We start from the raw sequence: 21,584 nt of genomic DNA on the forward strand, positions 1-21,584 counted from the left end.
TCAACCAGCGTTCTGATCATAGCTCAGCTTCTCCTCGAGGAGTTCTCCGCCCTCCGGGTTCTTGGACTGCGCCTCGATGGAGAGCAGCTCGCCGGGAACGGCCTCGGATGTGACGAAGACGTAGGTCAGGTTGTCGAATCCGCGCATGCGATCCTTCATCCTGTCCTCGACGAAGGGCCGGGTCTCGATGCGCCAGGCATCCACCGTCCGACCCTTGAAGGTCGCCTTGACCGGCGTCACCGTGGCGTTCTCGCGCAGGGACTTGCGGATGGCGTTCTTGATGTAGCGCGGGTTGGCCATCAGGACGCGGGCGAGATCCTTGAGGTGATGCTCCAGGAACAGCGTCATCACCGGATTGCCGGGCATGTCGGTGAAAGGGCCGGCAGGGAAGCGGTTGGCGCCCGAGAACATCTCGACCCGGATGGTGCGGGTGTCGGGGTTGGCGCCCGGGTCGACCATCAGCTTGATGCGATCGTCGAGGGGAGGGCCGAACGGGGCCTTCTCGATGCCGCTGCGGCGCAGGTAGCCGTAGGTGAGCGTGGTGCCGGGGGCGACGTTCTTCATCTGCGGCTGTTCGAACAGCACGTCGGAGGCGTTGGGCACATCCGCTTTGGCGGCGTCCGGCTTGGCCGCCTCCACGGGCGGGGCCTCGGTGGGCGGGGCGGTCTGCGCCAGAGCGGACGATGTCAGGACCGCGATCAGCGCGGCCAGTCCGAAAATCTTCACTGGGGGGCTTCCTCCGTCAGCGGCGAACGGACCGCGCGGTCCGCGTTACTGCCGATGGTGCGATACACGTAGTCGGGCGGGGTCTCGGCCGCTTCCTCGGTGGCGAGTTCGCGGACCTTGGCGTGGAGGGGCGAGAGCGAGCAGGCCGGGTCGGTGGCGGCGGCGTCGCCGGCCAGCGCCAGGGCCTGGCAGCGGCAACCGCCCCAGTCCTTCTCGCGCCGGTCGCAGGAGCGGCAGGGCTCCTGCATCCAGTCGGTGCCGCGGTAGGCGGTGAAGGCCGGGGAGTTCGCCCAGATGTCGCCGAGCGAATGATCGGTGACGTACCAGAACTCCAGTTGCTTGATGGTCTCGGCGGCGTGGCAGGGCAGCACCTTGCCGGCCGGGGTGACGTTCATCAGCTTGCGGCCCCAGCCGCCGGCGCAGGCCTTGGGGTATTTCGCATAATAGTCCGGCACCACGAGGTCGATGACGAGCTGGCCCTTGAGCCGCTCACGCGCCGCCTCGACGATCCGGATCGACCGGTCGACCTGGGCCTTGTCCGGCATCAGAGCGGGCCGGTTGACGTAGGCCCAGCCGTAATACTGGGTGTGGGCCACCTCCAGGCGCTTGGCGCCGAGCTTCACCGCGAGGTCGATGAAGCCCTCGACCTCGTGGATATTGCCGCGGTGAATCACGCTGTTGAGCGTCAGCGGCAGGCCGAGCTGCGTCACCCGCTCGGCGAAGGCGAGTTTCTGGGGCTGCGCGTTCTTGAGGCCGCCGATCTTCTCGGCATTGGCGGCATCGACGCCCTGCACCGACAGCTGAACGTGGTCGAGGCCGACGTCGTAGAGCGCGTCGAGCTTGGCGAGCGCGCCGCCGACGCCCGAGGTGATCAGGTTGGAGTAGAGGCCGAGCTTGGCGCAGGTCTCGGTGATCTCGACGATGTCGTTGCGCGCGGTGGGTTCGCCGCCCGAGAGGTGGACGTGCAGCACGCCGAGCCCCGCCGCCTCGGTGAGCACCCGCTGCCAGGTGGCCGTGTCGAGCTCGCCCGAGCGCCGGTCGAGTTCGAGTGGGTTCGAGCAATACGGACAGCGCAGGGGGCAGCGATGCGTCAGCTCCGCCAGCAGCCCGACCGGGGCCGGCAACACGGGACCGGTCGGCGTGACGGCGTTCATCGCTCGAGCACCCGTTTCGTGGCCAGGTCGTTGAGCATCGCCAGGACGTCGACCTCGATCACCGCGCGATCGGCCGCGTATGTCTCGGCGAGCACGCCCGCGATGTCGCGCACCGTGCGCCTGCCGTCCACGAGGGAGAGCACGGCGACGGCGTTGCCGTCGAGGTCGAAGGTGCGCTCGGGCGCCAGCAGCACGTGCTGGCCGCGAACCTCGTCGTGGCGCAGGCGCACGCCGCGGGGCAGGCGCGGCACGTCGGTGGCGCCGATCGTCCCGGTGCCGGCGGCCTGCGTCACCTCGGGCACGAGCCCGGTGCCGGGGGTCCAGGCGTCGGGCGGGATCATGCCCGGCGCGACATAGGCGAAATACAGGGCGTCGAGCTGCGTCCACAGCACGTTGCACTTGAAGGTGAGTGCCGCCATGGCCTTGCGCTGCAGCTCCGGCGTGGTGGCGTGCTGCTTGACGTAGTCGATGGCGAATTCCGCATCGCGCGGCGCCTGGGTGAGGCGCTTGTCGAAATAGGCCAGGGTGTCCTTGGTGATGAAGTCGTAGTTCTTGAGCATCCCCGCGACGCGCTCGGAGATGATGGTCGGCGAGAACATCTCGGTGAGCGACGAGGCGATGGCCTCGAGGAGCGAACGCTCCTTCACGAAGTGGACGTAGGCGTCCACCGAGAAGCGGGTCGCCGACAGGATGCCCTGCGTCGACTCAACGTAGGCGCGTTCGAAGCCCACCCCTTCCGCCAGCTTGAGCCAGCGCTCGATGCCGCCGTCGCCGGGCGCGTCGCCGTCGTGGTCGACGATGCGCTGGCGCCAGACCCGGCGCAGGGAGGCATCCTCCATGCGGGCGAGAACGGCGGCGTCCTTCACCGGGATCATCGCCTGGTAGTAGTAGCGGTTGAGCGCCCAGGCCCGGACCTGATCCTTGTTCAGCTTGCCGTCGTGCAGCAGGCGGTGGAACGGATGCAGGTTGTGGTAGCGGCGGGCGCCGATGTCGCGCAGGGCCGCCTCGATCTCGTCGGGGCCGAGCAGGCGCTGGGCATCTTCGGTCTTGGGAGTCGGGAAGGGCGCGGTCATGGCGTTCGTCCGTTCGAGGCGTTTCCGAATGGTTCGTGGGCGACACCGTCGAGGGTGCCGATCGCGCTATTATATTGCGCATCCTATAAGAACCGGAGAACTAAATTTCCAGGTCCGTCACCGGGCACGCGTCACTCCGCCCTTGGGCGGAAGGAACGCGGGCACCTCGCACATGACCTAGAGCGTCAGGCTCAATCCGTCATGGGCCACGGTCCAATTCCGGCTCTCGACGCGGTCGCGCTCGACCGAATCCTCGACCAGCACCGGGTTGGTGTTGTTGATATGGACGAAGATGCGCCGGCCGATGTCCGTGTCGGCCAGGGCCTCGATCGAGCCGCCCGGACCGGTCATCGGCACATGGCCCATGCGCCAGCCGGTCTTGGTGCCGACCCCGGCCCGGATCATGTCGTCGTCGTGGAGGACGGTGCCGTCGAAGAGGAGCGCGTCGACCCCCGCGATCCGCGCCTTGAGGTCGTCGGTGACGCGAGCGCAGCCCGGGATGTAGGCGAGGCGCTTGGGGCCGGACTCGATCATCGCGCCCACCGTGGTCTCTGTCTCGGCGCCGATCTCCATGCTCTCGTCCTCGAGCCACAGGGGCACCTTGCCGGGCACCGCGAAGAGGGTGACGGTGAGGCCGGGGACCGGCTCGAAGGCGTAGTCGAGACGGATCGGCTCGCGGCGCACCACGTCCGCCGCCATCACGTCGAAGACCCGGTTGCCGTTCACCGAATCGAGGATGCCGGCGGTGCCGTAGAGGGTGAAGGGCTGGCCCTCGCGCAGGGTGAGAAGGCCGGCGACATGGTCGACGTCGCCGTTGGTCAGGAGCACGGCATGGATCGGCGAGTGGCGCAGGCCCTCACGCGGATGCAGCACGGAGGTATCGGAGATCTGTTGCCGGATGTCCGGCGAAGCGTTCACCAGGAGCCAGCGTTCTCCATCGGGAGAGACGGCGATGCTCGACTGGGTGCGGGGCTTGACCCGCCCCGACTCCGTGCGGGCGAGGGAACAGATGGGGCAGCGGCAGTTCCACTGGGGAAGGCCGCCGCCCGCGGCGGAACCGAGGATCACGACATGCATGGCGAACCGATGCTATCCTTCAATCCTCTGGTTCCACACGACCTTGGTTACAAGGTCTCAGTTGAAGGTGTCGATCTCGGCCGACTCGTAGCTCGTGACTTCCATGCCGACGCAGATCTCGGAAACGATGGGGGCAGCCCAGGTCATGGTGTTTCTCCAATACAGTTTCTTAAGGGTCGCCAGTGTCCGGATCGACGACTAAGAAGATCGTAAGATACTGACGGCGCAGTCATTTCTGTCGCGGGAGCTGTATCGTCGTTTTACGCCGAATCTTCAAGCGCAAAATTGCCGAATCGTCCCGCTGCGCCATTAGAAAGTTCTCATATCCTGCAGCCTCGCGACAGGGCGGCGCGACGCCGCGCCCCCGGCGATGGTCAGGCGGCGGGATCGCCGTGCGCCCGCGGCAGCCGCGGTCGCGGATACCACCGTCGCCCGATCGCGGCGGGCCTAATGGCGAAAATCCTGCCCCTTCAGGTCGAGCATGAACCCGCGTCCGCGCACCGTGACGATCACCGGGCCGCCGAGCCGCACGAAGTCCGAGAGCTTGGTGCGCAGGTAGCCGACGTAGACGTCGACCACGTTGAGCGAGAGCCCGCCCTGGCCGGCCCAGAGCTTGTCGAAGATGTCGCCGCGCGAGACCGGCTGGTTGGCGCTGTCCATCAGGAGGGCCAGCACCTCGGCCTCGCGGGGTGTGAGCCGGGCGGTGGCGTCGGAGAAGGCGACCTGGCGGATGGTCAGGTCGAGGATCAGCCGGCCGGCGGTGATGACGGTGCGCGGCTGCTCCGACGCCTTGCGCCGTAGCAAGTGGGTCTGCAGGCGGGCCAGGAGCTCGTCGAACACGAACGGCTTGACGATGTAGTCGTCGGCGCCGAGCGCCAAGCCCTCGGCGCGGTCGCGGACCTCGTCGCGGGCCGACAGGAACAGGATCGGGCCGGGATAGCCGCCCTCGCGCAGGGAGCGGCAGACGTCGTGGCCCGAGCCGTCCGGCAGGTTGATATCGAGGACGATGGCCTCCGGGGCGTCGTCGCGGGCGGCGGCCAGGGCGTCGTCGACCCGGCCGGCGACGCCCACCGAGAACCCCTCCGCCTCCAGGCCGCGGGCGAGCATGCCGCGGATGTCGCCGTCATCCTCCACGATGAGTATGCGCGTCATGCCACGCCCTCCTTCTGCGTCAGCTCGATCGGGTGGCCCGGATCGGCGTCCAGGAGGGGGATGTCGAGCGCCACGCGGGCGCCGCCCCCCTCGGCCGTCCCGATGCGGATCGCGCCATCATGGCGTTCGATCACCCAGCGCGCCAGGGCCAAACCGATCCCGAAGCCGCTTTCCACCGAGCGCGGGCCGCGCTGGAACCGCTCGAACAGCCCCTCGGCCGCCTCGGGGAAGCCGGGGCCGTCGTCGCTCACCGTGAGGGTGGCCACGGCCTCGCCGACCTCCAGGGCGACCACGACCCGGGTCAGGCCGAGGGCGTGGCGCATGGCGTTGTCCACCAGGCTCTCGACGACCTGGCGCAGCCACTCGCGGTCGGCCAGCACCCGGGCCTCGTGCCCGTGCGTCTCGAGGCGCAGCGCCACGCGCCGGCGGACCGCCTCAGAGGCCATGCTGTCGACGGCATCGGTGAGGATGGCGGCCGCGTCCGTGGGCCGGCGGTCGAGTTCGATCTGGCCGGATTCCGAGCGGGCGACCCGCAGCAGGTCCTCCACCCGCCGCTGCAGGCGCAACGCCCGCTTGCGGATGGTGGAGAAGACCGGGGTGGGGTCGAGGTTGCGCCCGGACGAACGGGCGGCGATGTCGCATTCGCCGAGGATGACCGTGAGCGGCGTGCGCAACTCGTGGCTGACGTCGGCGAAGAACCGGCGCCGCGAGCGGTCCACCGCCTCCAGGCGCTCGTTGGCCGCGCGCAGGTCCAGGGTGCGGGCGGCCACCGTATCCTCAAGGGCGGCCCTGTCCGCCGCCAGCCGGCCCTCGCGCCGGGCGAGGCGCGCGGCCATGCGGTTGAAGTTGGCGACGAGCAACCCGAGTTCGTCGCGGGTGGCCACCGAAAGACGGGTGTCGAGTTCGCCGCGGCCGACGGCACCGGCGGCCCGGCGGATCGCCTCGATCCGCGCCAGGGTCGGGCGGGTGACGCCGCGGTAGAGCACCAGCACCACCGCGAGGGCGAAGACGGCCGCCGCGAAGGCGGCGATCCGCAGCCGGCCCGACAGGTCGCGGGCCTCGTCCGATCCGGCGATCATCGAGCGGCGCTCGACCTCGATCAGGAACGACAGCGGCTGGCCTGTCATGGCGCCGAACCCGTTGAGGGCGCCGCGGATCGCCGCCTTGCGCTGTTCGTCCTCGGACTTGCGCAGCACCTGGGTGACCTGCCGGTCGAGCACCACCCGCGCCGAGCGCAGTTGCGCCATCGGGCGGGTGCGGGCGGCGTAGAGGGTGCGGTCGAGGGGATCGTTGCTGGCCACGATGGTGCGCCCGAGGGAATCGTCCACCGCGGTCAGGGCCTTGTCGACGGCGGTGCGGGCCAGGGCCAGCCCCTCAGGCTGGGCGTCGGGGTTGCTCACGGCCTCGAGGGCGGCCAGCCCGTACTGCGTCATCCGTCCGGAGAGTTCGACCAGCAGTTCGAGGCGCCCCTGCGCGGCCAGGGTCCGGTCGATGGCGCGCTCGGCGGCGCCGATGGCGGCGAGGACCCCGAGGGCGGCGAGGACGACGAGGACCGCCGTCGCGCCGAGGAGAAGCGCGAACCGGACTTTCAGGGACCGCATCGTCTCACACCGTCCATACCCGCCCGCGACGCCCGACCGGACCGCCGCTCGAGGGGCAGATGAACCGCCTAGAGGTCCTTGGGCAAGCTCCCGCGCACGGCACAGCGCCAGCGGGCCACATGCCATTCGGGATGCTCGGCCTGCCAGGTGGCCAGCGTGCTCTGGGCGTGGCGCAGGCAGACGAAGGGGCTGCGCGCCTCGAACGACATGCTGATGCGATCTTCGCGGCATTGATCGGGCTGCGCGATGAGGCAGACGGAGAGAAGGAGGAGCATCGGTCCGGGCTCGCCTGACGGTGAAACGGCACCGGATGCAGTCGCTGGTCCGGTTCATCAAACGTCACGGAACCAGATCGCCAAGGCAAGACCCGTCGTCGGCAAAGTCTGCGCCACGTCGCCTCAGGATCGACGATGCGATAGGTGCTCCGGATATTGCAGGCTTCGCGCTCCCGATGACAGCCGAGACGAAAACCGGGAATAGAGCAGCGCGTTTACGGGCGGAGCCGGCGTGGGCGGAATCCAAGCTCTGGCAGGCTCTCCGAGGCCGTCGGTTGAACGGCTGGAAATTCCGCCGCCAATCTCCGATCGACCGGTTCATCGTCGATTTCGTCTGCCACGACGCCAAACTCGTCATCGAAGTGGACGGGGCAACACATGGAACGGCCGACGAACGAGAGAGGGATAGACTGCGGACGCTGGTGCTCGAAACCTGCGGGTTTCATGTGCTGCGCGTGACCAACGCAGATGTCTACGACAACCTCGACGGCGTGCGAGAAACGATCCTCATGGCCATCGCGCAGCCTGGAGCGGTTTGATCGATCGCGGGCGGCACGCCGGTGCTCCCTCTCCTGGAAGGAGAGGGTTGGGGTGAGGTGTGCGACCTCTCCGGACAAACCTCTCACCTCACCCTGACCCTCTCCTTCCAGGAGAGGGAACCCGCGCCTCGACGAGGACCGTCAGGATGATGTCATAGAGGCCCCTCAGCCCGCCGCCACCCACAATTCCCCCTTGCCCAGGGTCGCGAGGTCGCCCGAGTAGCGCGTGAGCGCCCCGGCGGCGAGGTCGGCATGGGTGGCGCTGATCGTGCGCAGGGAGCGGGCCAGGAGGCGCAGGAACACCAGGTCGTGGGTGCCGGTGGCGACGAAGCTCGGGGACAGGGCGCCGTGGCCGCCGGTGAGGATCGTGCCCCGGCGCATGCCGTAGCCGGGATGGTCGCCGACGCTCTGCGCGGCGATGGTACCGGCGATCATGCGGGCGCCGGCATAGGCGCCGGCCTGGCCCACGAGGAGCAGGCCGCGGCGCATGCGGTCGCCGAGGTGGTCGCCGGCCCGGCCCCGGATCACCAGGGTGGCGCCGTCGAGGCCGGCCTTGGCGGCATAGACCGCCCCGCCGGCATGGTCGCCGGCATCCCCCTCGATCGTGATGGTGCCGCCGGTGGCGCCCGCTCCGGCGAAGGGTCCGGCCGAGCCGGTGACGGTGAGCGTCCCCCCGCTCATGCCGGCACCCAGCCGCTGGCCGACGTCGCCGACGACCCGGATGACGCCGCCGCTCAGGGAGCCGCCGACGCCGTCGAGGCGCGCGGATCCGCCCTCGATGGTGAGCGTGTCGGAGCCGTCGAGCGACAGGGAGAAGCAATCGCCCAGCGTCAGCCCGCGCCGGCTGGTGCCGACGGGCAGGCGCGCCGCCTCGGCCTCGGACAGGCCGGACAGCGAGAGCGGGGTGACGGGGAGGAGGTCGAGCCGCTCGGGCGGCTCCTGGCGCAGGGTGAGGGTGCTCATGACGCTGTCGCCTCGGCCGCCGGCTCCTTCGAGAGGAGATCCTTGAGGTGGTAATGGTGGCGGCCGAGATTGCCGCCGTAGTTGCCCGCCGTCACCGCCACGAGGCCGTGGGCAGCCCCGGCCTCGGTGGAGGCATGCAGGGCCGCGCGCATGGATTCGGCCACCGAACGCGAGGTCAGGCCGTCGATGACGATCTCCAGCACCACGCCGACCTCGGCCGCCAGCTCAGAGCCGGCCCTGCCCTTGAGCGTCGGGCAATAGGCGTCGTTGGTGGAGGCCATCATGCCCTTGGTGCGCGCCCCCACCTTCGAGCCCGAGCGGACGATACCGCCGGGGAAGGGCAGGATGACGTCGGACACCGCGCGGGCGGCGTCCACGGCGATCTCGGCCACCTTCAGCGTCCCGGCGTGGGTGCGCCCGAGGAACAGCAGGTTGCCGCCGCCCACGGCACCGTCCACCGCGCGCACGAAGTCCTCGCACAGGAACTCGCCGTCCATCACCGGGATGCGCCAGTAGCGCCGGGCCTTGCCCGTGGCGGGGTCGGGCAGGCGCTTGGCCACGGCGAAGCCGTCGCCGAAGTAGCGGATGGCGCCCCCGAGCTTGATCTTGTGGGGGCCCTCGACGCCGGCATAGCAGGCGGTGCCGGGGCAGGTGAGGATGCACTGGCCGACGCGCTTGAGGAGCTGGTCCTTGAGGCCGTTGGGCTCGAAGCCGAACAGCAGCACGCGCACGCCGGGGCGCCCGTCCGGCGTCTCGTCCGGCGACAGTTCGCAATCGATCCCGGCCTCGGCGCCGCAGCCGATGACGGAGGTGGCGAACCCGGTCATCGTGACGGCCGCGATCATCGCCCATTTGGCGGTGTCGTTGGTGATGATCAGCGCCGTCCCGGCGACGTCGAACGCCTCGGCAAAGGTGTCGACGACGGTGATGCCGTTGAGGGTGAAGTCAGACATCTCGGTCACCGGTTCTTGACGCCACGTGTCGTCCCACTGGCCCGGACGGTCCCGTGCGGGACGCAACGAACCCTCGCGATCACGCCAGGCATGCCACGTCCTCGAAGGCGTCGGGCGTGGAGAACGCCTCGTCGGGCACGGCGAAACTGTCGAGGCCGGCGCCGAAGCGGTCGACCAGGTAGGCGTCGGTGCGCTTCTCCATCGCACGATCGGATTCCACCGACAGTGCGAGGGTGTGGCCCGAGCGCCAGGACACCACCTCGCCGTCCTCGACGACGACCTGGCCGTCCTTGAACACCAGTTTCGCCCGGGCGAACATGGCGGTGCGGTCGCGGTCGTCGCGGTAGACCGCGACATCGGCGCGGGCGCCCTCGCGCAGGTGGCCGCGGTCGGTGAGGCCCAGCAGCTTGGCCGGCCCGGAGCGGGTGAGCTGCGCGATCTCGGACAGGGTATATTCGCGCTCGATGGCGCCGAGGCCGGAGCGCTCGCCGATCACCGCATGCAGGCTCGCGATCTCGCGGTCGCGGGCCTCCTTGTCCATCAGCCAGTGGATGATGCGCGGGTATTCGGTGAAGGGGCCGCCGTTGGGGTGGTCGGTGGTGAGGATGGTGCGCTCGGGGTCGCCCGAGAGCAGCATCAGCTCGAGGCCGATCGCCCATTGCAGGGAGCTGACCGCGCCGCGCGGCTTGTAGAGGAACGGCACCACGCCGCCGCCCTCGGCATCGCCCGCGGTGAGGATCCACTTCTTCGGGTTGGCGCCCTTGCGCCCGGCGAACTGGCGCAGGATGTCCAGCGAGATCGTCACGGTCTGGCCGAAGGCGACCTGGCCGACGTCGTAGGTGGCGTTGGGATGCTTCTCCATCGCCTCCGCGATCCGGGCCGCCGCCGAACGGAACCCGCCCACGGAGGGGTCGGACGGGTCGGAGACGGCATAGGCGTAGAACTGGGCATGGGCGAAGTGGATGCGCCGGCCTTCCGCCGCCTCCATCGTCGCGACGAACGAATCGTCGGCGCCGGGGATGCCGAGGTTGTTGCAATGGACGTGGAGGGGGTGGGGCACCCCGATCTCCTCGACGGCGTCGAGGAGCGCCGTCATGATCTTGCGCGTCGAGAGGCCGTAGACCGGGATCTCGTCGTCGAGGCTGAGCTTGAGCACGCCGTCCTTGAAGGCCGAGGCGCCGCCGGCATTGATGCACTTGACGCCCAGCGCCCGCGAGGTGGCGACGTTGAGGGCCACGAGGTCGCGCACCGCGTTGGCGCCCTCGCGCTGGCGCAGGAGCTCGAGGAGCTGGTCGTCGTTCCCCAACACGGCGAGCGCGCCGCGGTCGAGGAGCGGGATGTCGGCGAGTTCGAGCTGGGTCGAGAGCGCGTTGGCGGGCGGCATCGCCGGCTCCACCGCCGTGGTGTAGCCCATCCGGGCGTAGTTGGCGCCGATCCAGGCGGCGGAGCCGCCGGCATGGGCGAAGGGATGGCCCTCGGGCGCCGCCTCGCTGGCATAGAGGTCGGGCAGGAGCAGGCGCGACATGTTCACGTTGCCGCCGGCGATGTGCGAATGCACCTCGACGCCGCCGGCCATCACGACGCAGCCGGTGGCGTCGACGGTGCTGTCGGGGGCGCGCTGCGAGGGCGCCACGATGCGGCCGTCCTCGATCCAGACGTCGCCGACGGCGTCGCGGCCGGCGGTGGGATCGACGACCCGTCCACCCCTGATCAGCGTCAGCATGCGGCAAGGTCCTTCACAGTGAGGTGCGCGCGGATCGCGTCGAGGACCGCTGCGGCGGTCAGCGCGGCGGGCTGCCCGGCGGCGGCGCGATAGCCCAGCGTGCCCCGGCGCTCGTCCCAGAGCGTGCCGCCCGCGCTCTCGCCCGGGACGCCCACGGCGATCACGACCTCGGCGGCGTCGCCGGTGGCGTCGGTGCCGCCCTCGCCGACGATGGCGACCGAGGGCACCGAGCCGAGCCAATCCGGCCGCGGGGCGGGCAGGGTGGCGAGCCACACGACGGCATCGGCCTCGCCCGCGCGGACCTGGCGCTCGCTGTCGAAGCGCCAGGGGTCGTGCTCGGGCAGGGATCGGCCGAAGCCGGTGCGCGGGGCCTGTCCGGTGGTCCAGGCCGAAAGCTGCACCAGGGCGCGACCCTGGAAGGGGTCGGCGATGGGCAGGGCGAAGAAGCGCGTGGTCTCGTTGAGGTCCTTGACGAGGCCCTGCAGCATCTCGACGCCGAGTTCGCCCACCTCTGCGGGCTCGTAGAGCACCACCCCGAACCGGGCGGCGGCGAGGCGACGGGCGAGGTCGGCATAGGCGGCCTCGCCGGACAGGTTGCCCTTGGCGAAGGCCCGCAGGTGCGCGATCGAGACCGCGAGGCCGCCGTCCTCGACGGGGTAGGAGACGTGGCGGGTGGCGCCGTTGCTCGGGCTCCCGAGCGAAAGAAGGGTGCGTTCGGAGCCGGCGGCGCGGCCGCGCCGGGGTGCGGCCGCGGCGATCTCGGCGACGATGGGACGGTCCCACGGCGCGCTGCCGATCACCAGCACGACATCGGCGCGCCCGACCGCCTCGGCGGCGGTGGTGAGCATGGCGCCGGCCCGGCTGAGGACGCCGAGTTCGGCGTAGAGGGCGGGGGCGGCGACGGAATCGAGGGAGGCGCCGATGACCCCGGCCAGGCCGTAGGCCGCGCGGAGGGCCGCGACGTCGGCGTTGAGGCCGGCGAAGACGGGTGTCCGGGCGCCGGCCAGCAGATCGGCGGCGGCCTTGATCGCCGCGTCGGCGTCGGTCGCGCCACCCTTAACCCAGGCTGCCATGGTCCTCACCTTCGGGAAACGCGCGCCGCTGTCGCGCTGCCGGCCGTTGTGCCCGGCTTCGATCGGACGCCGTCTCCGTCGATCGGATGCCGTCTACTCGGGTCCGGCCGGTCACGTCGTGCGGGCTCCCGAGGGGGCCCGGCGGGGACGTTTGCATTCGCGCAACGCCGCAAGCAAGTCCCGGGGCGCGATTTCTCCGGCACCGTCCGTGGTCGACCAGGTTTCGTGCGACGCGGCTTGCGAGGCCTCCCGCCGCCGTGGGAGAAGCCCGCGCGGCGTCGTCGGCCGCGCCGTCGAAGAGGATCGAGGGGATCGTCGTGGTGGAGACCCCCGAAGTGATGGAGACCCCCGAAGCGTTGCCGGCCCGCGTCGCGGTCCGCGCCCCGGCCCGCCTGCATTTCGGGTTCCTCGACCTGCACGGCGGCCTCGGCCGGCGTTTCGGCAGCATCGGGCTCGCCCTCGACACGCCGGCGGTCGCCCTCACCGCCGAACGCGCCCCCGGCACGATCGTCACCGGACCGGAGGTCGAGCGGGTCCGCGGCTACGTCCTGGCGGCGGCCAAGCACCTCGACCTGCCCCCCGACGTGGCGATCCGGATCGAGTCGGCGATTCCGGCGCATGCCGGGTTCGGCTCGGGCACGCAGCTCGCGCTCGCCGTGGCGGCGGCCCTGGCCGCCCTGCACGGACGGCCCTTCGCACCCGCCGACTTCGCCGACGTCCTCGATCGGGGCAACCGCTCCGGGGTCGGGCTCGCCGCCTTCACGCAAGGGGGGCTCATCGTCGACGGCGGCCGCGATGCCGGCGGCGCCCCACCCCCCGTGATCGCGCGGCTGCCCTATCCGGACGCCTGGCGGGTGGTCCTCATCCTCGACGAGGCGATGACCGGCGTCCACGGCAGCCGCGAGGTCGAGGCTTTCCGCGACCTGCCGCGGTTCCCCGAAGGCGAGGCCGCCGAGATCTGCCGCATCGTGCTGATGCAGATCCTGCCCGCGCTCGCCACCGCGGAGCCGCAGGGCTTCGGGGCCGGCATCAGCACCATCCAGCGCCTCGTCGGCGACCACTTCGCACCCCACCAGGGCGGGCGGTTCGCCAGCCCCCGCGTCGCCGAGGTGCTCGCCGCCATCGCGGCGCAGGGGGTGGCCGGTTACGGCCAGAGCTCGTGGGGGCCCACCGGCTTCGCGCTCGTGGCCTCCGAAGCCGAGGCGCGGGCCCTGGTGGCGAGCCTGCAGCGGCCCGGACCTTTGCGCTTCCTCGTCGCGCGGGGCCGCAACACCGGTGCCGACGTCTCCTCGGCCTGACGTCTCCTCGGCCTGAAATCCCCTCGGCCTGACGTCTGCGCGGTCACGTGACGGTCACGGCACCTTAAGAGAGGGCGTGGCAGGGTCGCCGCCCCGGCCGCGCTTGACCTCGTCGGCCCGCCGTCCTTCAACGCACCGAACGTACGCCGGCGCCGATACGCCTGATCCGACACGCCAGATCCGAGGAAACCGACGATGGCCCGCTCGATCCTGCACATGCTGACCCCGCTCAAGCACATGAGCCCGTTCGACGTGAACATGGCCATCGATGCCGGCTTCGAGACCATCGCCACCTACACCGACGTGACGCTGCCCGACGTGACCTCCCTGGTGCAGGATTCGATCTTTTCGCGCTCCCCCCAGGACGGGATCCGCACCGGCATCTTCATCGGCGGCAAGAACGCCGAGGACGCCCTCGACATGGTGGACCGGGCCAGGAAGGCCCTGGTGCCGCCCTTCGCCAACCACATCATCGCCGATCCCGCCGGCTCCTTCACCACGGGTGCGGCCATGGTCGCCGAGGTGACCCGCGCGCTGAAGGCGAAGTTCGACACCGACCTCAAGGACAAGCGCATCGTGATCTTCGGGGGCGCCGGCGTCGTCGCCTACGTGGCGGCGGTGATCGGCGCGCTCGAAGGCGCCAAGACCGTCATCGTCGGCCACGACGGCGAGGAGCGGGTGAGCAAGATCGCCTTCACCATGAAGTGGCGCTTCGGCATCGACGTCGGCGCCGTCGACGGTTCGAACGCGGAGGCGCGCCGCGCCGCCATCCGGGACGCCGACGTCATCCTCTCGGCCGGCCCGGCCGGCGTCTCGATCCTTTCGGCCGAGGACCTCGAATCGGCGCCTCGCCTCCTGGTGGCCTCGGACGTCAACGCCGTGCCCCCCGCCGGCATCGCGGGCATCGACGTCAACGCCGTCGACGTGGCCCTGCCCACCGGCAAGGGCATCGGCATCGGCGCGCTGGCGGTGGGCAACGTCAAGTACCAGACCCAGTCGCGCCTGCTCCGGCGGATGCTCGAGGCGCCCGAGCCGCTGATCCTCGATTTCCGCGATGCCTACACGGTGGCCGTCGAGGTCGCCGGCTGAACCGGTCCGCGGACACGATCCTCGTCGCGGCGCAATCGGGCCGCGCCCTGGCGCAGGCGGCGCGCCGGGCCGGGCTCGTCCCCCTGGTGGTCGACCTGTTCGGCGATGCCGACACCCTGGCGCTGGCGGGACGCCACCGGCTGGCGGCGGGGCGGTTCGGCGCCGGCCGCCTCGACGGCGACGCCCTGCTGGCGCACCTCGACGACCTCGCGGCCACCGGCCCGACGCCGCTGGGCATCGTGCTCGGCTCAGGCTTCGAGGATGCCCCCGACCTCATCGCGAGAATCGCGACGCGCCATCGCCTGCTCGGCGCCTCGGCCGATGCGGTGGCGGCGCTGAAGGACCCGATCCGCTTCGCGTCCCTGTGCGAGCGCCTCGCCATCCCGCATCCGGCGGTCACCCGCGGGGCGGTCGCCGACCCGAAGGCCTGGCTCCTGAAGCGGGACGGCGGCTCGGGCGGCAGCCACATCCGCGCGGCGACCGCCGCCGCGCCGCCGCCGGGCGCCTATCTCCAGGCGCGGGTAAGAGGAAATGCCCACGCCCTCGCCTTCCTCGCCGACGGCCGCGACATCGCCGCGGTCGGGGTCACGGCGCAATGGAGCGACCCTTCGCGGATCCGGCCCTTCCGCTACGGCGGCGCCGTCGAGCAGGCGCGGGACGCCACGCCCCTGCTGCCTCCCGCCCTCGTCGCCGCGGTGACGCGGGCGGCGGCGGCGCTCGTCTCCGCCACCGGCCTCACGGGGCTCGCCAGCGCCGACATCCTGGTCGACGGCGGGGCCTGGTGGCTCATGGAGATCAACCCGCGCCCCGGTGCCACCCTCGACGTCCTCGACCGGCGCCCAGAACCGCTGCTGTCGGCGCATGTGGCGGCCCATCTCGGCCGTCTCCTGTCCGTCGGCGACGTTCCGGTGGATGCGGCGGCCGCGCGGATCTGTTACGCGACCACCGACTACGCCCCGGTGCCCCCCCTCGACTGGCCCGACCACGTGCGTGACCGCCCCCGCGCCGGCTCCCCGGTCGCACGGGGGGCGCCGCTCTGCACGGTGGTCGCCACGGGACGGGACGCATCGGACGCGCGCGCGATCTCGCAGGCGAGGGCCGACAGGCTCCGCGCCCGCCTCGGTTCTCAAGGAGTCCATCGATGAGCACGACCCACACCGGCCCCGTCCGCACCAGCCCGAGCCTCAACGGCCTCACCGCCCCCCTGGTGGAGCGGCTGGTGGCCGAGGCCGAGAGCCTGCGCCTGTCGGTGACCACACAGCACGGCGCGCGCATGGTCGATGCCGGCGCTCGCGCGCGCGGATCGATCGAGGCCGGCCGGCGCATCGCCGAGATCTGCCTCGGGGGGCTGGGCACCGTCACGATCTCCCCCACCGGGCCGATCGCGGCCTGGCCGTATTCGGTGGTGGTCCATGCCGCCGATCCGGTGCTCGCCTGCCTCGGCAGCCAGTACGCCGGCTGGAGTCTCGCCGACGAGACCGGCGATTCCGGCTTCTTCGCCCTGGGGTCGGGCCCCGGCCGGGCGCTGGCGGTGGTCGAGGACCTCTACAAGGAACTCGGGTATCGCGATGCCGCCGGCGCCACCGCCCTGGTGCTGGAGAGCGCCAGCGCGCCCCCGGCCTCCGTCGTCGCCAAGGTCGCCGAGGCGGCAGGCCTGTCGCCCGAGGCCGTGACCTTCATCTACGCGCCGACCCAGAGCCTCGCCGGTTCCACCCAGGTGGTGGCCCGCGTCCTCGAGGTCGCCCTGCACAAGGCCCACACGGTCGGCTTCGACCTCCACAAGATCGTGGACGGCATCGGCTCGGCGCCGCTCTCGCCCCAGCATCCCGACTTCGTCAAGGCGATGGGCCGCACCAACGACGCCATCATCTACGGCGGCCGGGTGCAGCTGTTCGTGGAGGCCGATTCGGCCGACGCCCGCCAGCTCGCCGAGCAGCTGCCCTCGACGACCTCCGCCGACCACGGCGCGCCCTTCGCCGACATCTTCTCGCGGGTGAACGGCGACTTCTACAAGATCGACGGCGCCCTGTTCAGCCCGGCCGAGGTCATCGTGACCTCGCTCACCACCGGCGAGAGCTTTCGCGGGGGCAAGCTGATGCCCGAGCTGGTGGAAGCCTCGTTCAGCTGAGCACTTCCACAGGGTAGACGGGGGATCGCGACCGCTTCGGATATGGCGGCGATCCCCTCTCCCGACCCCCTTCGTGGGCCACCCTCCCCACGAAGGGGGCGGGTGACGTCAGAGAAAACCTCCATGCGCATCGGGCTCGCCGCCGACAACGGCAATTGGCACAAGGGGCGCCTCCTGGCGGCCCTGCGGACGCTCGGGGCCGAGCCGGTGTTGTTCTCGCTGGCCGACGTCGCCATCGTCACCGACGGGGGCGAGCCGCTGCGGGTGCCGGGCTTCCCCGACGGCCTGCCGGACGGCGTCCTCCTGCGCACCGTCGCCGGAGGGACCTTCGAGGCGACCACCATGCGGCTCGGCGTGCTGCACGCCCTGGTGGCGGCGGGCACCACCGTCTGGAACGCGCCCGTGGCCATCGAGCGCTCCGTGGACAAGGCGATGACGAGCCTGCTCATCGCCCGCGCCGGCCTGCCGACGCCCGACACCTTCGTGGTCTCGAGGCGCGAGGCCGCCGCCGCCATCGTCGCCCGCGAGGCGGCCCCGGGCCGTCCGCTGGTCCTGAAACCCCTGTTCGGGTCGCAGGGAGAGGGGCTCCAGCTCGTCGAACGACCGGAGGACCTGCCCGACGAGGCGGCCGTGTCGCGGGTCTACTACCTGCAGCGCTACGTGCCGCGCAGCGACGGGCTGTGGCGCGACTTCCGCGTCTTCGTCTGCGAGGGCCGCGCCATCGCCGGCATGATCCGCGAGGGCGACGGCTGGATCACCAACGTCCATCGCGGCGGCCGGCCGCTGCCCTGGGCGATGCCGCGCCAGGCCGCCGACCTCGCCGAGCGCACCGCGCAGGCGGTGGGCGTCGACTACACCGGCGTCGACCTCGTCGAGGACGGGGAGGGCGGCTACCAGGTGCTCGAGGTGAACTCGATGCCGGCCTGGTCGGGCCTGCAGAAGGTCACCGAGGTCGACATCGCGCTCAGCGTGGCGCGCGGCTTCCTCGCGGCGGTGCGCGCCGGCCACGCCCCGCGGCTGGTGGTGATGTGACGCTGCTCCCGCCCGCCGCCGTCGCGGCGGCCTACGAGGCCTGCTGCCTGGCCGAACTCGACGCGCTGAAGCCCGGCAACGTCCACGTCTTCTCGGCCGGCCACCGCATGGACGCGGCCGATTTCGTCACCAGCGCCGCCGTCTCGGCGCCCCACCTCGCCAAGGCCGGGGCCGGCCTCGGGCAACGGGTGCTGGGCGGGGTCGAGGCCACGATGGCGGCCGTGGGCCAGAACACCAACCTCGGCATCCTGCTCCTGTGCGCCCCGCTGGCCATGGCCGCCGAACGCGGCATCCCGCTCGGCGACGTGCTGGACGGGCTGGAGGCGCAGGACGCCGCCGACGTCTTCGCCGCGATCCGGATCGCCAATCCGGGCGGGCTCGGCGCCGCGGCGCGCCACGACGTCCACGAGGCCGCCCCCGCCTCGCTGCTGGCGGCGATGGCCGAGGCCGCCCCGCGCGACCGCATCGCCGGGGCCTACGTCACCGGGTTCTCGGATCTTGCCGCCATCGGCCTGCCGGCCCTGGCCGCCGCCCGTGGCCGCGGGCTGGCGCCGCCCTGGACGACCACAGCCGTGTTCCTCGCCTATCTCGCGGCCGTGCCCGACAGCCATGTGGCCCGCAAGCACGGGGCGGCCCGGGCCGAGGCGGTGCGGAGCGAAGCCCGGGCCCTGCTGTCCCTCGACCTGGCGACGGGCCCCGTTTCCGCCCTGCTCGCCCACGACGCGCGGCTGAAGGCCGAGGCGATCAACCCGGGCACCAGCGCCGATTTCACCGTGGCGACCCTGTTCTGCGACGCCCTCGCCCTGCCCGTGGCGTGAGCCCGACGGCCGGCGAGCCCTCCTCGCCCCCGGATGGCGGCCGCTCGATAATTCCGCACCCTCCCGGCCGCAGGCGGGTTGTTCCGGGCAGGAGCCCAGAGTAGGGTCCGCGCCGCGATCCGGGCAAACCGGTCCGGCCCGAACGGGGCTGGACGCCGTGAACAAGGATGGCTTTGGGCCGCGTCCGACTCCGGATGCGGCCGCGTCTTTCAAGACTACCGGGAGAAACCCCACATGGCGAAAATCACCAAGGTTATGGTCGGCGAGGCTCTCGTCGGCGACGGCAACGAGGTCGCCCACATCGATCTCATCATCGGACCGCGCGGTTCGCCTGCCGAGACCGCCTTCTGCAACGGCCTCGTGAACAACAAGCACGGCTTCACCAGCCTGCTCGCGGTCATCGCGCCGAACCTACCCTGCAAGCCCAACACCCTGATGTTCAACAAGGTCACCATCAACGACGCCCGTCAGGCCGTCCAGATGTTCGGCCCTGCTCAGCACGGCGTCGCCAAGGCCGTCCAGGACGCGGTTGCCGAAGGCACCATCCCGGCCGACGAAGCCGACGACCTGTTCATCCTGGTCGGCGTGTTCATCCACTGGGAAGCGGCCGACGACGCCAAGATCCAGAAGTACAACTACGACGCCGTCAAGCTCTCGATCGAGCGCGCCGTGAAGGGCGAGCCCACCGCGGCCGTCGTCACCGAGCAGCGCAACTCGGCCTCGCACCCCTTCGCCGCGAACGCTTAGATTGGGGGCAGTCCTGGGCAGAGCGAGCCTCCGCCCGTACCGCGGGGCCTGCTCCAGCGACTGGCTTCCATCTTCCTCGGACGATGAACTTCTTTGCGTGGGGCGGCTTCGGCCGCCCCATTCTTTTTGGCGGCCCCGTCACCCCGTGACCGCACCGCGGCCGAGGCGTCCGTCGTGGATCGCCGAGGCGACCAGGGCCCCGGCGACCCCGATCGCCGCCAGCGCCGCGAGGTCCTCCGGCCCGCGCACGCCGCCCGCCGCGTAGAAGCGCCGGCCGGGATGGGCCGCCGCGAGGCCCGCGAGCCGCGCCATGTCCGGCCCCGCCCCGGTGCCGATGCTGGCCAGGGTCATCACGATCACCTCGCCCGGCCAGGCCTGTGCATCGGCGTGGAGGCACGCCGGCCCCAGGGCCTGCCCGCCGCGGGTATCGAGGGAGAACACCGCCCGGTCGCCGAGCGCCCGTACCAGGGCCGCATCCGTCTGGCTCTCGCTGCCGATCACCGGCCGGCCGAGCTCTTCACTCAGGAATGCATCGGCGGAATCACGATCGCGAAATCCCGCATCGACCCACAGCGTCACCCCCGGGCAGGCCGCCGCGATCCGGCGCAGGCTCGCCAGATCCGGGCTTGCGCCCTCCACGATCGCATCGAGGTCGGCGACGTAGAGGGTCGCGGCACCGGTCGCCCCGATCAGCCCGCGAGCGACGTCGGCGGGGGCGGACCCCTTTGCCAAGGGCGTCACGATCGGGGCATAGGAGTCGCGCATCCCGGCCCGCGCCCGCACCACCAGCCCGTGGCGCAGGTCGATCACCGGGATCACCTCGAACGCGTCGCCCATCCGTTTCCTCCGTCGAGCCACCGCCGTGACAGATCCAGCCCTGCCCTCGACGTCGCCGGTGATCGGCTGGGATCTCGGGGGGGTCCATGTCAAGGCGGCCCTGGTGCGGGACGGCCGGGTGGTGGAGGTGGTCCAGGCGCCGTGCCGGCTGTGGGAGGGGGTCGGCGCCATCGACGACGCCCTCGGCCTGCTGCCGGAGGTCTTTCGCGGACAGGCCCGCCACGCCGTCACCATGACCGGCGAACTCACCGACTGCTTTTCGGACCGGACCGACGGCGTCGGGCAGATCGCGGAGTGGGCCGCGCGGACCCTGCGCGGATCGGTGGCGATCTACGGCGGACGCGCCGGCCTCGTCGCGCCCGAAGCCGCGCGCCGAGCGGCCGCCGACATCGCCTCGGCCAATTGGCACGCCACCGCGGCCCTGGCCGGGCAGGGCGTTCGCGCGGGCCTCCTCGTCGACATCGGCTCGACCACCGCCGACCTGATCCCGATCCGCGACGGGCTGCCGGCGGCCACCGGCTACAGCGACGCCGAGCGGCTGGAGACGGGCGAACTCGTCTACACCGGGGTGGTGCGCACGCCGGTGCTGGCCCTGTGCCGCCACGTTCCGTTCCGGGGCCGGCGCACGGCGCTGATGGCGGAAGTCTTCGCCACCACGGCGGACGTCTACCGGATCACCGGCGACCTCCCCGCCGGGGCCGACCAGCAGGACAGCGCCGACCTCAAGGGCAAGTCCGTCCCCGAGAGCGAGACCCGGCTCGCCCGGATGATCGGACGCGACCACGGCGAGGGCGGCACGGCGGACTGGCGCGCGCTCGCCGACCATGTGGCGGAGGCGCAGCTGCGCCTCGTCCACGACGCGGCCGCCCGGCTGCTGTCGCACCCCGACATGCCCGGCGACGCGCCCTTCGTGGTCTGCGGCGCCGGCCGCTTCCTGGCCGAGCGCCTGGCCCGGCGCCTCGGCCGCGCCGGCATCGCCTTCACCGACCTGATCGCCCCTCGGCTTCCCAGCGGGGAGGGGGCGGAATGGGCCTCCACCTGCGGCCCGGCCGTGGCGGTGGCCCTGCTCGCCGAGGTAGCGCCGGGCCCGACCTCGCCCCCATCCGACCGGAGCCCCTCATGAGCCACGCCCAGAAACTCGCCCGCATCCTCGCCGCGCGCTCGGGCGCCGACATCGAGCTCGCCATCGCAACCCAGGGTGGCCAGACCCTCAAGCTGCTGGCGACGCCCGATCAGGTCGACCGGCTGATCGACGAATTGGAGGATATCCTCAACTCGCCGGCCGACGAGGGGACCGGCGAGCCGCCGGAGGCGGCGTGAGGCCAG

23 protein-coding genes are annotated in these 21,584 nt (G+C 71.6%); 10 read left to right on the forward strand and 13 right to left on the reverse strand.

The window, feature by feature from the left end; all coding sequences use genetic code 11:
• From ASF39_RS15170 to ASF39_RS15205, 8 genes are all read right to left on the reverse strand, one after another.
• Complete coding sequence (locus ASF39_RS15170) at positions 1–726, reverse strand: hypothetical protein (protein ID WP_056285412.1); 726 nt, start codon at positions 724–726, stop codon at positions 1–3.
• A complete protein-coding gene (gene pqqE / locus ASF39_RS15175) occupies positions 723–1,880 on the reverse strand; it encodes a pyrroloquinoline quinone biosynthesis protein PqqE (RefSeq protein ID WP_055889171.1) in 1,158 nt (385 codons plus the stop codon). The genes ASF39_RS15170 and pqqE overlap by 4 nt, the downstream gene beginning before the upstream one ends.
• On the reverse strand, positions 1,877–2,953 hold the full coding sequence (gene pqqC, locus ASF39_RS15180) for a pyrroloquinoline-quinone synthase PqqC (RefSeq protein WP_056285415.1): 1,077 nt from the start codon (positions 2,951–2,953) through the stop codon (positions 1,877–1,879). The genes pqqE and pqqC overlap by 4 nt, the downstream gene beginning before the upstream one ends.
• Positions 2,954–3,130: 177 nt before the next feature.
• Complete coding sequence (gene pqqB, locus ASF39_RS15185) at positions 3,131–4,030, reverse strand: pyrroloquinoline quinone biosynthesis protein PqqB (RefSeq protein ID WP_056285418.1); 900 nt, start codon at positions 4,028–4,030, stop codon at positions 3,131–3,133.
• Positions 4,031–4,087: 57 nt separating this feature from the next.
• Complete coding sequence (gene pqqA / locus ASF39_RS15190) at positions 4,088–4,177, reverse strand: pyrroloquinoline quinone precursor peptide PqqA (protein WP_055889187.1); 90 nt, start codon at positions 4,175–4,177, stop codon at positions 4,088–4,090.
• Between the two features lie 300 nt (positions 4,178–4,477).
• Entirely contained in the window at positions 4,478–5,182 is a 705-nt protein-coding gene (locus ASF39_RS15195) for a response regulator transcription factor (RefSeq protein ID WP_055889190.1), read from the reverse strand.
• Entirely contained in the window at positions 5,179–6,783 is a 1,605-nt protein-coding gene (locus ASF39_RS15200) for a HAMP domain-containing sensor histidine kinase (RefSeq protein ID WP_055889194.1), read from the reverse strand. The genes ASF39_RS15195 and ASF39_RS15200 overlap by 4 nt, the downstream gene beginning before the upstream one ends.
• 68 nt (positions 6,784–6,851) lie before the next feature.
• Complete coding sequence (locus ASF39_RS15205) at positions 6,852–7,058, reverse strand: hypothetical protein (protein WP_055889197.1); 207 nt, start codon at positions 7,056–7,058, stop codon at positions 6,852–6,854.
• Between the two features lie 176 nt (positions 7,059–7,234).
• Here ASF39_RS15205 and ASF39_RS15210 point away from each other — a divergent pair, with 176 nt between their 5' ends.
• The gene (locus tag ASF39_RS15210) at positions 7,235–7,597 is read left to right on the forward strand and encodes an endonuclease domain-containing protein (protein WP_056285421.1); all 363 of its coding nucleotides are present in this window, start codon (positions 7,235–7,237) and stop codon (positions 7,595–7,597) included.
• 165 nt (positions 7,598–7,762) lie between these two features.
• Here ASF39_RS15210 and ASF39_RS15215 read toward each other — a convergent pair whose 3' ends face one another.
• The 4 genes from ASF39_RS15215 to ASF39_RS15230 form a co-directional block, all read right to left on the reverse strand.
• Positions 7,763–8,560, reverse strand: a complete 798-nt coding sequence (locus ASF39_RS15215; protein WP_055889200.1) for a formylmethanofuran dehydrogenase subunit C — start codon at positions 8,558–8,560, stop codon at positions 7,763–7,765.
• A complete protein-coding gene (gene fhcD, locus ASF39_RS15220; RefSeq protein ID WP_055889446.1) occupies positions 8,557–9,513 on the reverse strand; it encodes a formylmethanofuran--tetrahydromethanopterin N-formyltransferase in 957 nt (318 codons plus the stop codon). Before fhcD ends, ASF39_RS15215 begins: the two co-directional genes overlap by 4 nt.
• Before the next feature lie 79 nt (positions 9,514–9,592).
• Positions 9,593–11,236: a formylmethanofuran dehydrogenase subunit A gene (locus ASF39_RS15225; RefSeq protein WP_055889203.1), complete on the reverse strand. Its 1,644-nt coding sequence runs from the start codon at positions 11,234–11,236 to the stop codon at positions 9,593–9,595.
• Positions 11,230–12,309, reverse strand: a complete 1,080-nt coding sequence (locus ASF39_RS15230) for a hypothetical protein (RefSeq protein ID WP_056285425.1) — start codon at positions 12,307–12,309, stop codon at positions 11,230–11,232. The genes ASF39_RS15225 and ASF39_RS15230 overlap by 7 nt, the downstream gene beginning before the upstream one ends.
• Positions 12,310–12,647: 338 nt before the next feature.
• Here ASF39_RS15230 and ASF39_RS15235 point away from each other — a divergent pair, with 338 nt between their 5' ends.
• The 7 genes from ASF39_RS15235 (at position 12,648) to fae (ending at position 19,421) form a co-directional block, all read left to right on the forward strand.
• Entirely contained in the window at positions 12,648–13,607 is a 960-nt protein-coding gene (locus tag ASF39_RS15235) for a beta-ribofuranosylaminobenzene 5'-phosphate synthase family protein (RefSeq protein WP_056285760.1), read from the forward strand.
• 195 nt (positions 13,608–13,802) lie between these two features.
• Positions 13,803–14,696: an NAD(P)-dependent methylenetetrahydromethanopterin dehydrogenase gene (locus ASF39_RS15240; RefSeq protein WP_055889209.1), complete on the forward strand. Its 894-nt coding sequence runs from the start codon at positions 13,803–13,805 to the stop codon at positions 14,694–14,696.
• Positions 14,693–15,841, forward strand: a complete 1,149-nt coding sequence (locus ASF39_RS15245; RefSeq protein WP_056285761.1) for an ATP-grasp domain-containing protein — start codon at positions 14,693–14,695, stop codon at positions 15,839–15,841. The genes ASF39_RS15240 and ASF39_RS15245 overlap by 4 nt, the downstream gene beginning before the upstream one ends.
• Positions 15,838–16,824, forward strand: a complete 987-nt coding sequence (gene mch / locus ASF39_RS15250) for a methenyltetrahydromethanopterin cyclohydrolase (protein WP_056285427.1) — start codon at positions 15,838–15,840, stop codon at positions 16,822–16,824. The genes ASF39_RS15245 and mch overlap by 4 nt, the downstream gene beginning before the upstream one ends.
• Before the next feature lie 123 nt (positions 16,825–16,947).
• Positions 16,948–17,856: a RimK family alpha-L-glutamate ligase gene (locus ASF39_RS15255; protein ID WP_056285430.1), complete on the forward strand. Its 909-nt coding sequence runs from the start codon at positions 16,948–16,950 to the stop codon at positions 17,854–17,856.
• Complete coding sequence (locus ASF39_RS15260) at positions 17,853–18,674, forward strand: triphosphoribosyl-dephospho-CoA synthase (RefSeq protein WP_056285433.1); 822 nt, start codon at positions 17,853–17,855, stop codon at positions 18,672–18,674. Before ASF39_RS15255 ends, ASF39_RS15260 begins: the two co-directional genes overlap by 4 nt.
• A gap of 234 nt (positions 18,675–18,908) precedes the next feature.
• Positions 18,909–19,421 carry a formaldehyde-activating enzyme gene (fae, locus tag ASF39_RS15265; protein WP_055889218.1) on the forward strand — a complete coding sequence of 171 codons (513 nt, stop codon included), beginning with the start codon at positions 18,909–18,911 and terminating at the stop codon, positions 19,419–19,421.
• A 138-nt stretch (positions 19,422–19,559) separates the two neighbouring features.
• Here the strand turns inward: fae and ASF39_RS15270 are convergent, their stop codons facing one another.
• A complete protein-coding gene (locus ASF39_RS15270) occupies positions 19,560–20,258 on the reverse strand; it encodes a HisA/HisF-related TIM barrel protein (protein WP_056285437.1) in 699 nt (232 codons plus the stop codon).
• Between the two features lie 25 nt (positions 20,259–20,283).
• Between ASF39_RS15270 and ASF39_RS15275 the strand changes: the two genes are divergently transcribed.
• Positions 20,284–21,381 carry a hydantoinase/oxoprolinase family protein gene (locus tag ASF39_RS15275; RefSeq protein ID WP_200938233.1) on the forward strand — a complete coding sequence of 366 codons (1,098 nt, stop codon included), beginning with the start codon at positions 20,284–20,286 and terminating at the stop codon, positions 21,379–21,381.
• Positions 21,378–21,578 (forward strand): hypothetical protein, encoded by a 201-nt coding sequence (locus ASF39_RS15280; RefSeq protein ID WP_055889225.1) that lies wholly within the window; start codon positions 21,378–21,380, stop codon positions 21,576–21,578. Before ASF39_RS15275 ends, ASF39_RS15280 begins: the two co-directional genes overlap by 4 nt.
• The last annotated feature ends 6 nt before the right edge of the window (positions 21,579–21,584 follow it).

Source organism: Methylobacterium sp. Leaf108 (assembly GCF_001423265.1).
Lineage (GTDB): Bacteria > Pseudomonadota > Alphaproteobacteria > Rhizobiales > Beijerinckiaceae > Methylobacterium.

Coding starts and splice junctions, on each gene's coding strand:
- pqqC (WP_056285415.1), bottom strand. CDS start 2,953: ATGACCGCGCCCTTCCCGACTCCCAAGACCGAAGATGCCCAGCGCCTG.
- ASF39_RS15235 (WP_056285760.1), top strand. CDS start 12,648: ATGGAGACCCCCGAAGCGTTGCCGGCCCGCGTCGCGGTCCGCGCCCCG.
- ASF39_RS15195 (WP_055889190.1), bottom strand. CDS start 5,182: ATGACGCGCATACTCATCGTGGAGGATGACGGCGACATCCGCGGCATG.
- ASF39_RS15215 (WP_055889200.1), bottom strand. CDS start 8,560: ATGAGCACCCTCACCCTGCGCCAGGAGCCGCCCGAGCGGCTCGACCTC.
- ASF39_RS15210 (WP_056285421.1), top strand. CDS start 7,235: ATGACAGCCGAGACGAAAACCGGGAATAGAGCAGCGCGTTTACGGGCG.
- ASF39_RS15240 (WP_055889209.1), top strand. CDS start 13,803: ATGGCCCGCTCGATCCTGCACATGCTGACCCCGCTCAAGCACATGAGC.
- ASF39_RS15225 (WP_055889203.1), bottom strand. CDS start 11,236: ATGCTGACGCTGATCAGGGGTGGACGGGTCGTCGATCCCACCGCCGGC.
- ASF39_RS15205 (WP_055889197.1), bottom strand. CDS start 7,058: ATGCTCCTCCTTCTCTCCGTCTGCCTCATCGCGCAGCCCGATCAATGC.
- fae (WP_055889218.1), top strand. CDS start 18,909: ATGGCGAAAATCACCAAGGTTATGGTCGGCGAGGCTCTCGTCGGCGAC.
- ASF39_RS15230 (WP_056285425.1), bottom strand. CDS start 12,309: ATGGCAGCCTGGGTTAAGGGTGGCGCGACCGACGCCGACGCGGCGATC.
- ASF39_RS15200 (WP_055889194.1), bottom strand. CDS start 6,783: ATGCGGTCCCTGAAAGTCCGGTTCGCGCTTCTCCTCGGCGCGACGGCG.
- pqqE (WP_055889171.1), bottom strand. CDS start 1,880: ATGAACGCCGTCACGCCGACCGGTCCCGTGTTGCCGGCCCCGGTCGGG.
- ASF39_RS15270 (WP_056285437.1), bottom strand. CDS start 20,258: ATGGGCGACGCGTTCGAGGTGATCCCGGTGATCGACCTGCGCCACGGG.
- ASF39_RS15255 (WP_056285430.1), top strand. CDS start 16,948: ATGCGCATCGGGCTCGCCGCCGACAACGGCAATTGGCACAAGGGGCGC.
- fhcD (WP_055889446.1), bottom strand. CDS start 9,513: ATGTCTGACTTCACCCTCAACGGCATCACCGTCGTCGACACCTTTGCC.
- mch (WP_056285427.1), top strand. CDS start 15,838: ATGAGCACGACCCACACCGGCCCCGTCCGCACCAGCCCGAGCCTCAAC.
- ASF39_RS15280 (WP_055889225.1), top strand. CDS start 21,378: ATGAGCCACGCCCAGAAACTCGCCCGCATCCTCGCCGCGCGCTCGGGC.
- pqqB (WP_056285418.1), bottom strand. CDS start 4,030: ATGCATGTCGTGATCCTCGGTTCCGCCGCGGGCGGCGGCCTTCCCCAG.
- pqqA (WP_055889187.1), bottom strand. CDS start 4,177: ATGACCTGGGCTGCCCCCATCGTTTCCGAGATCTGCGTCGGCATGGAA.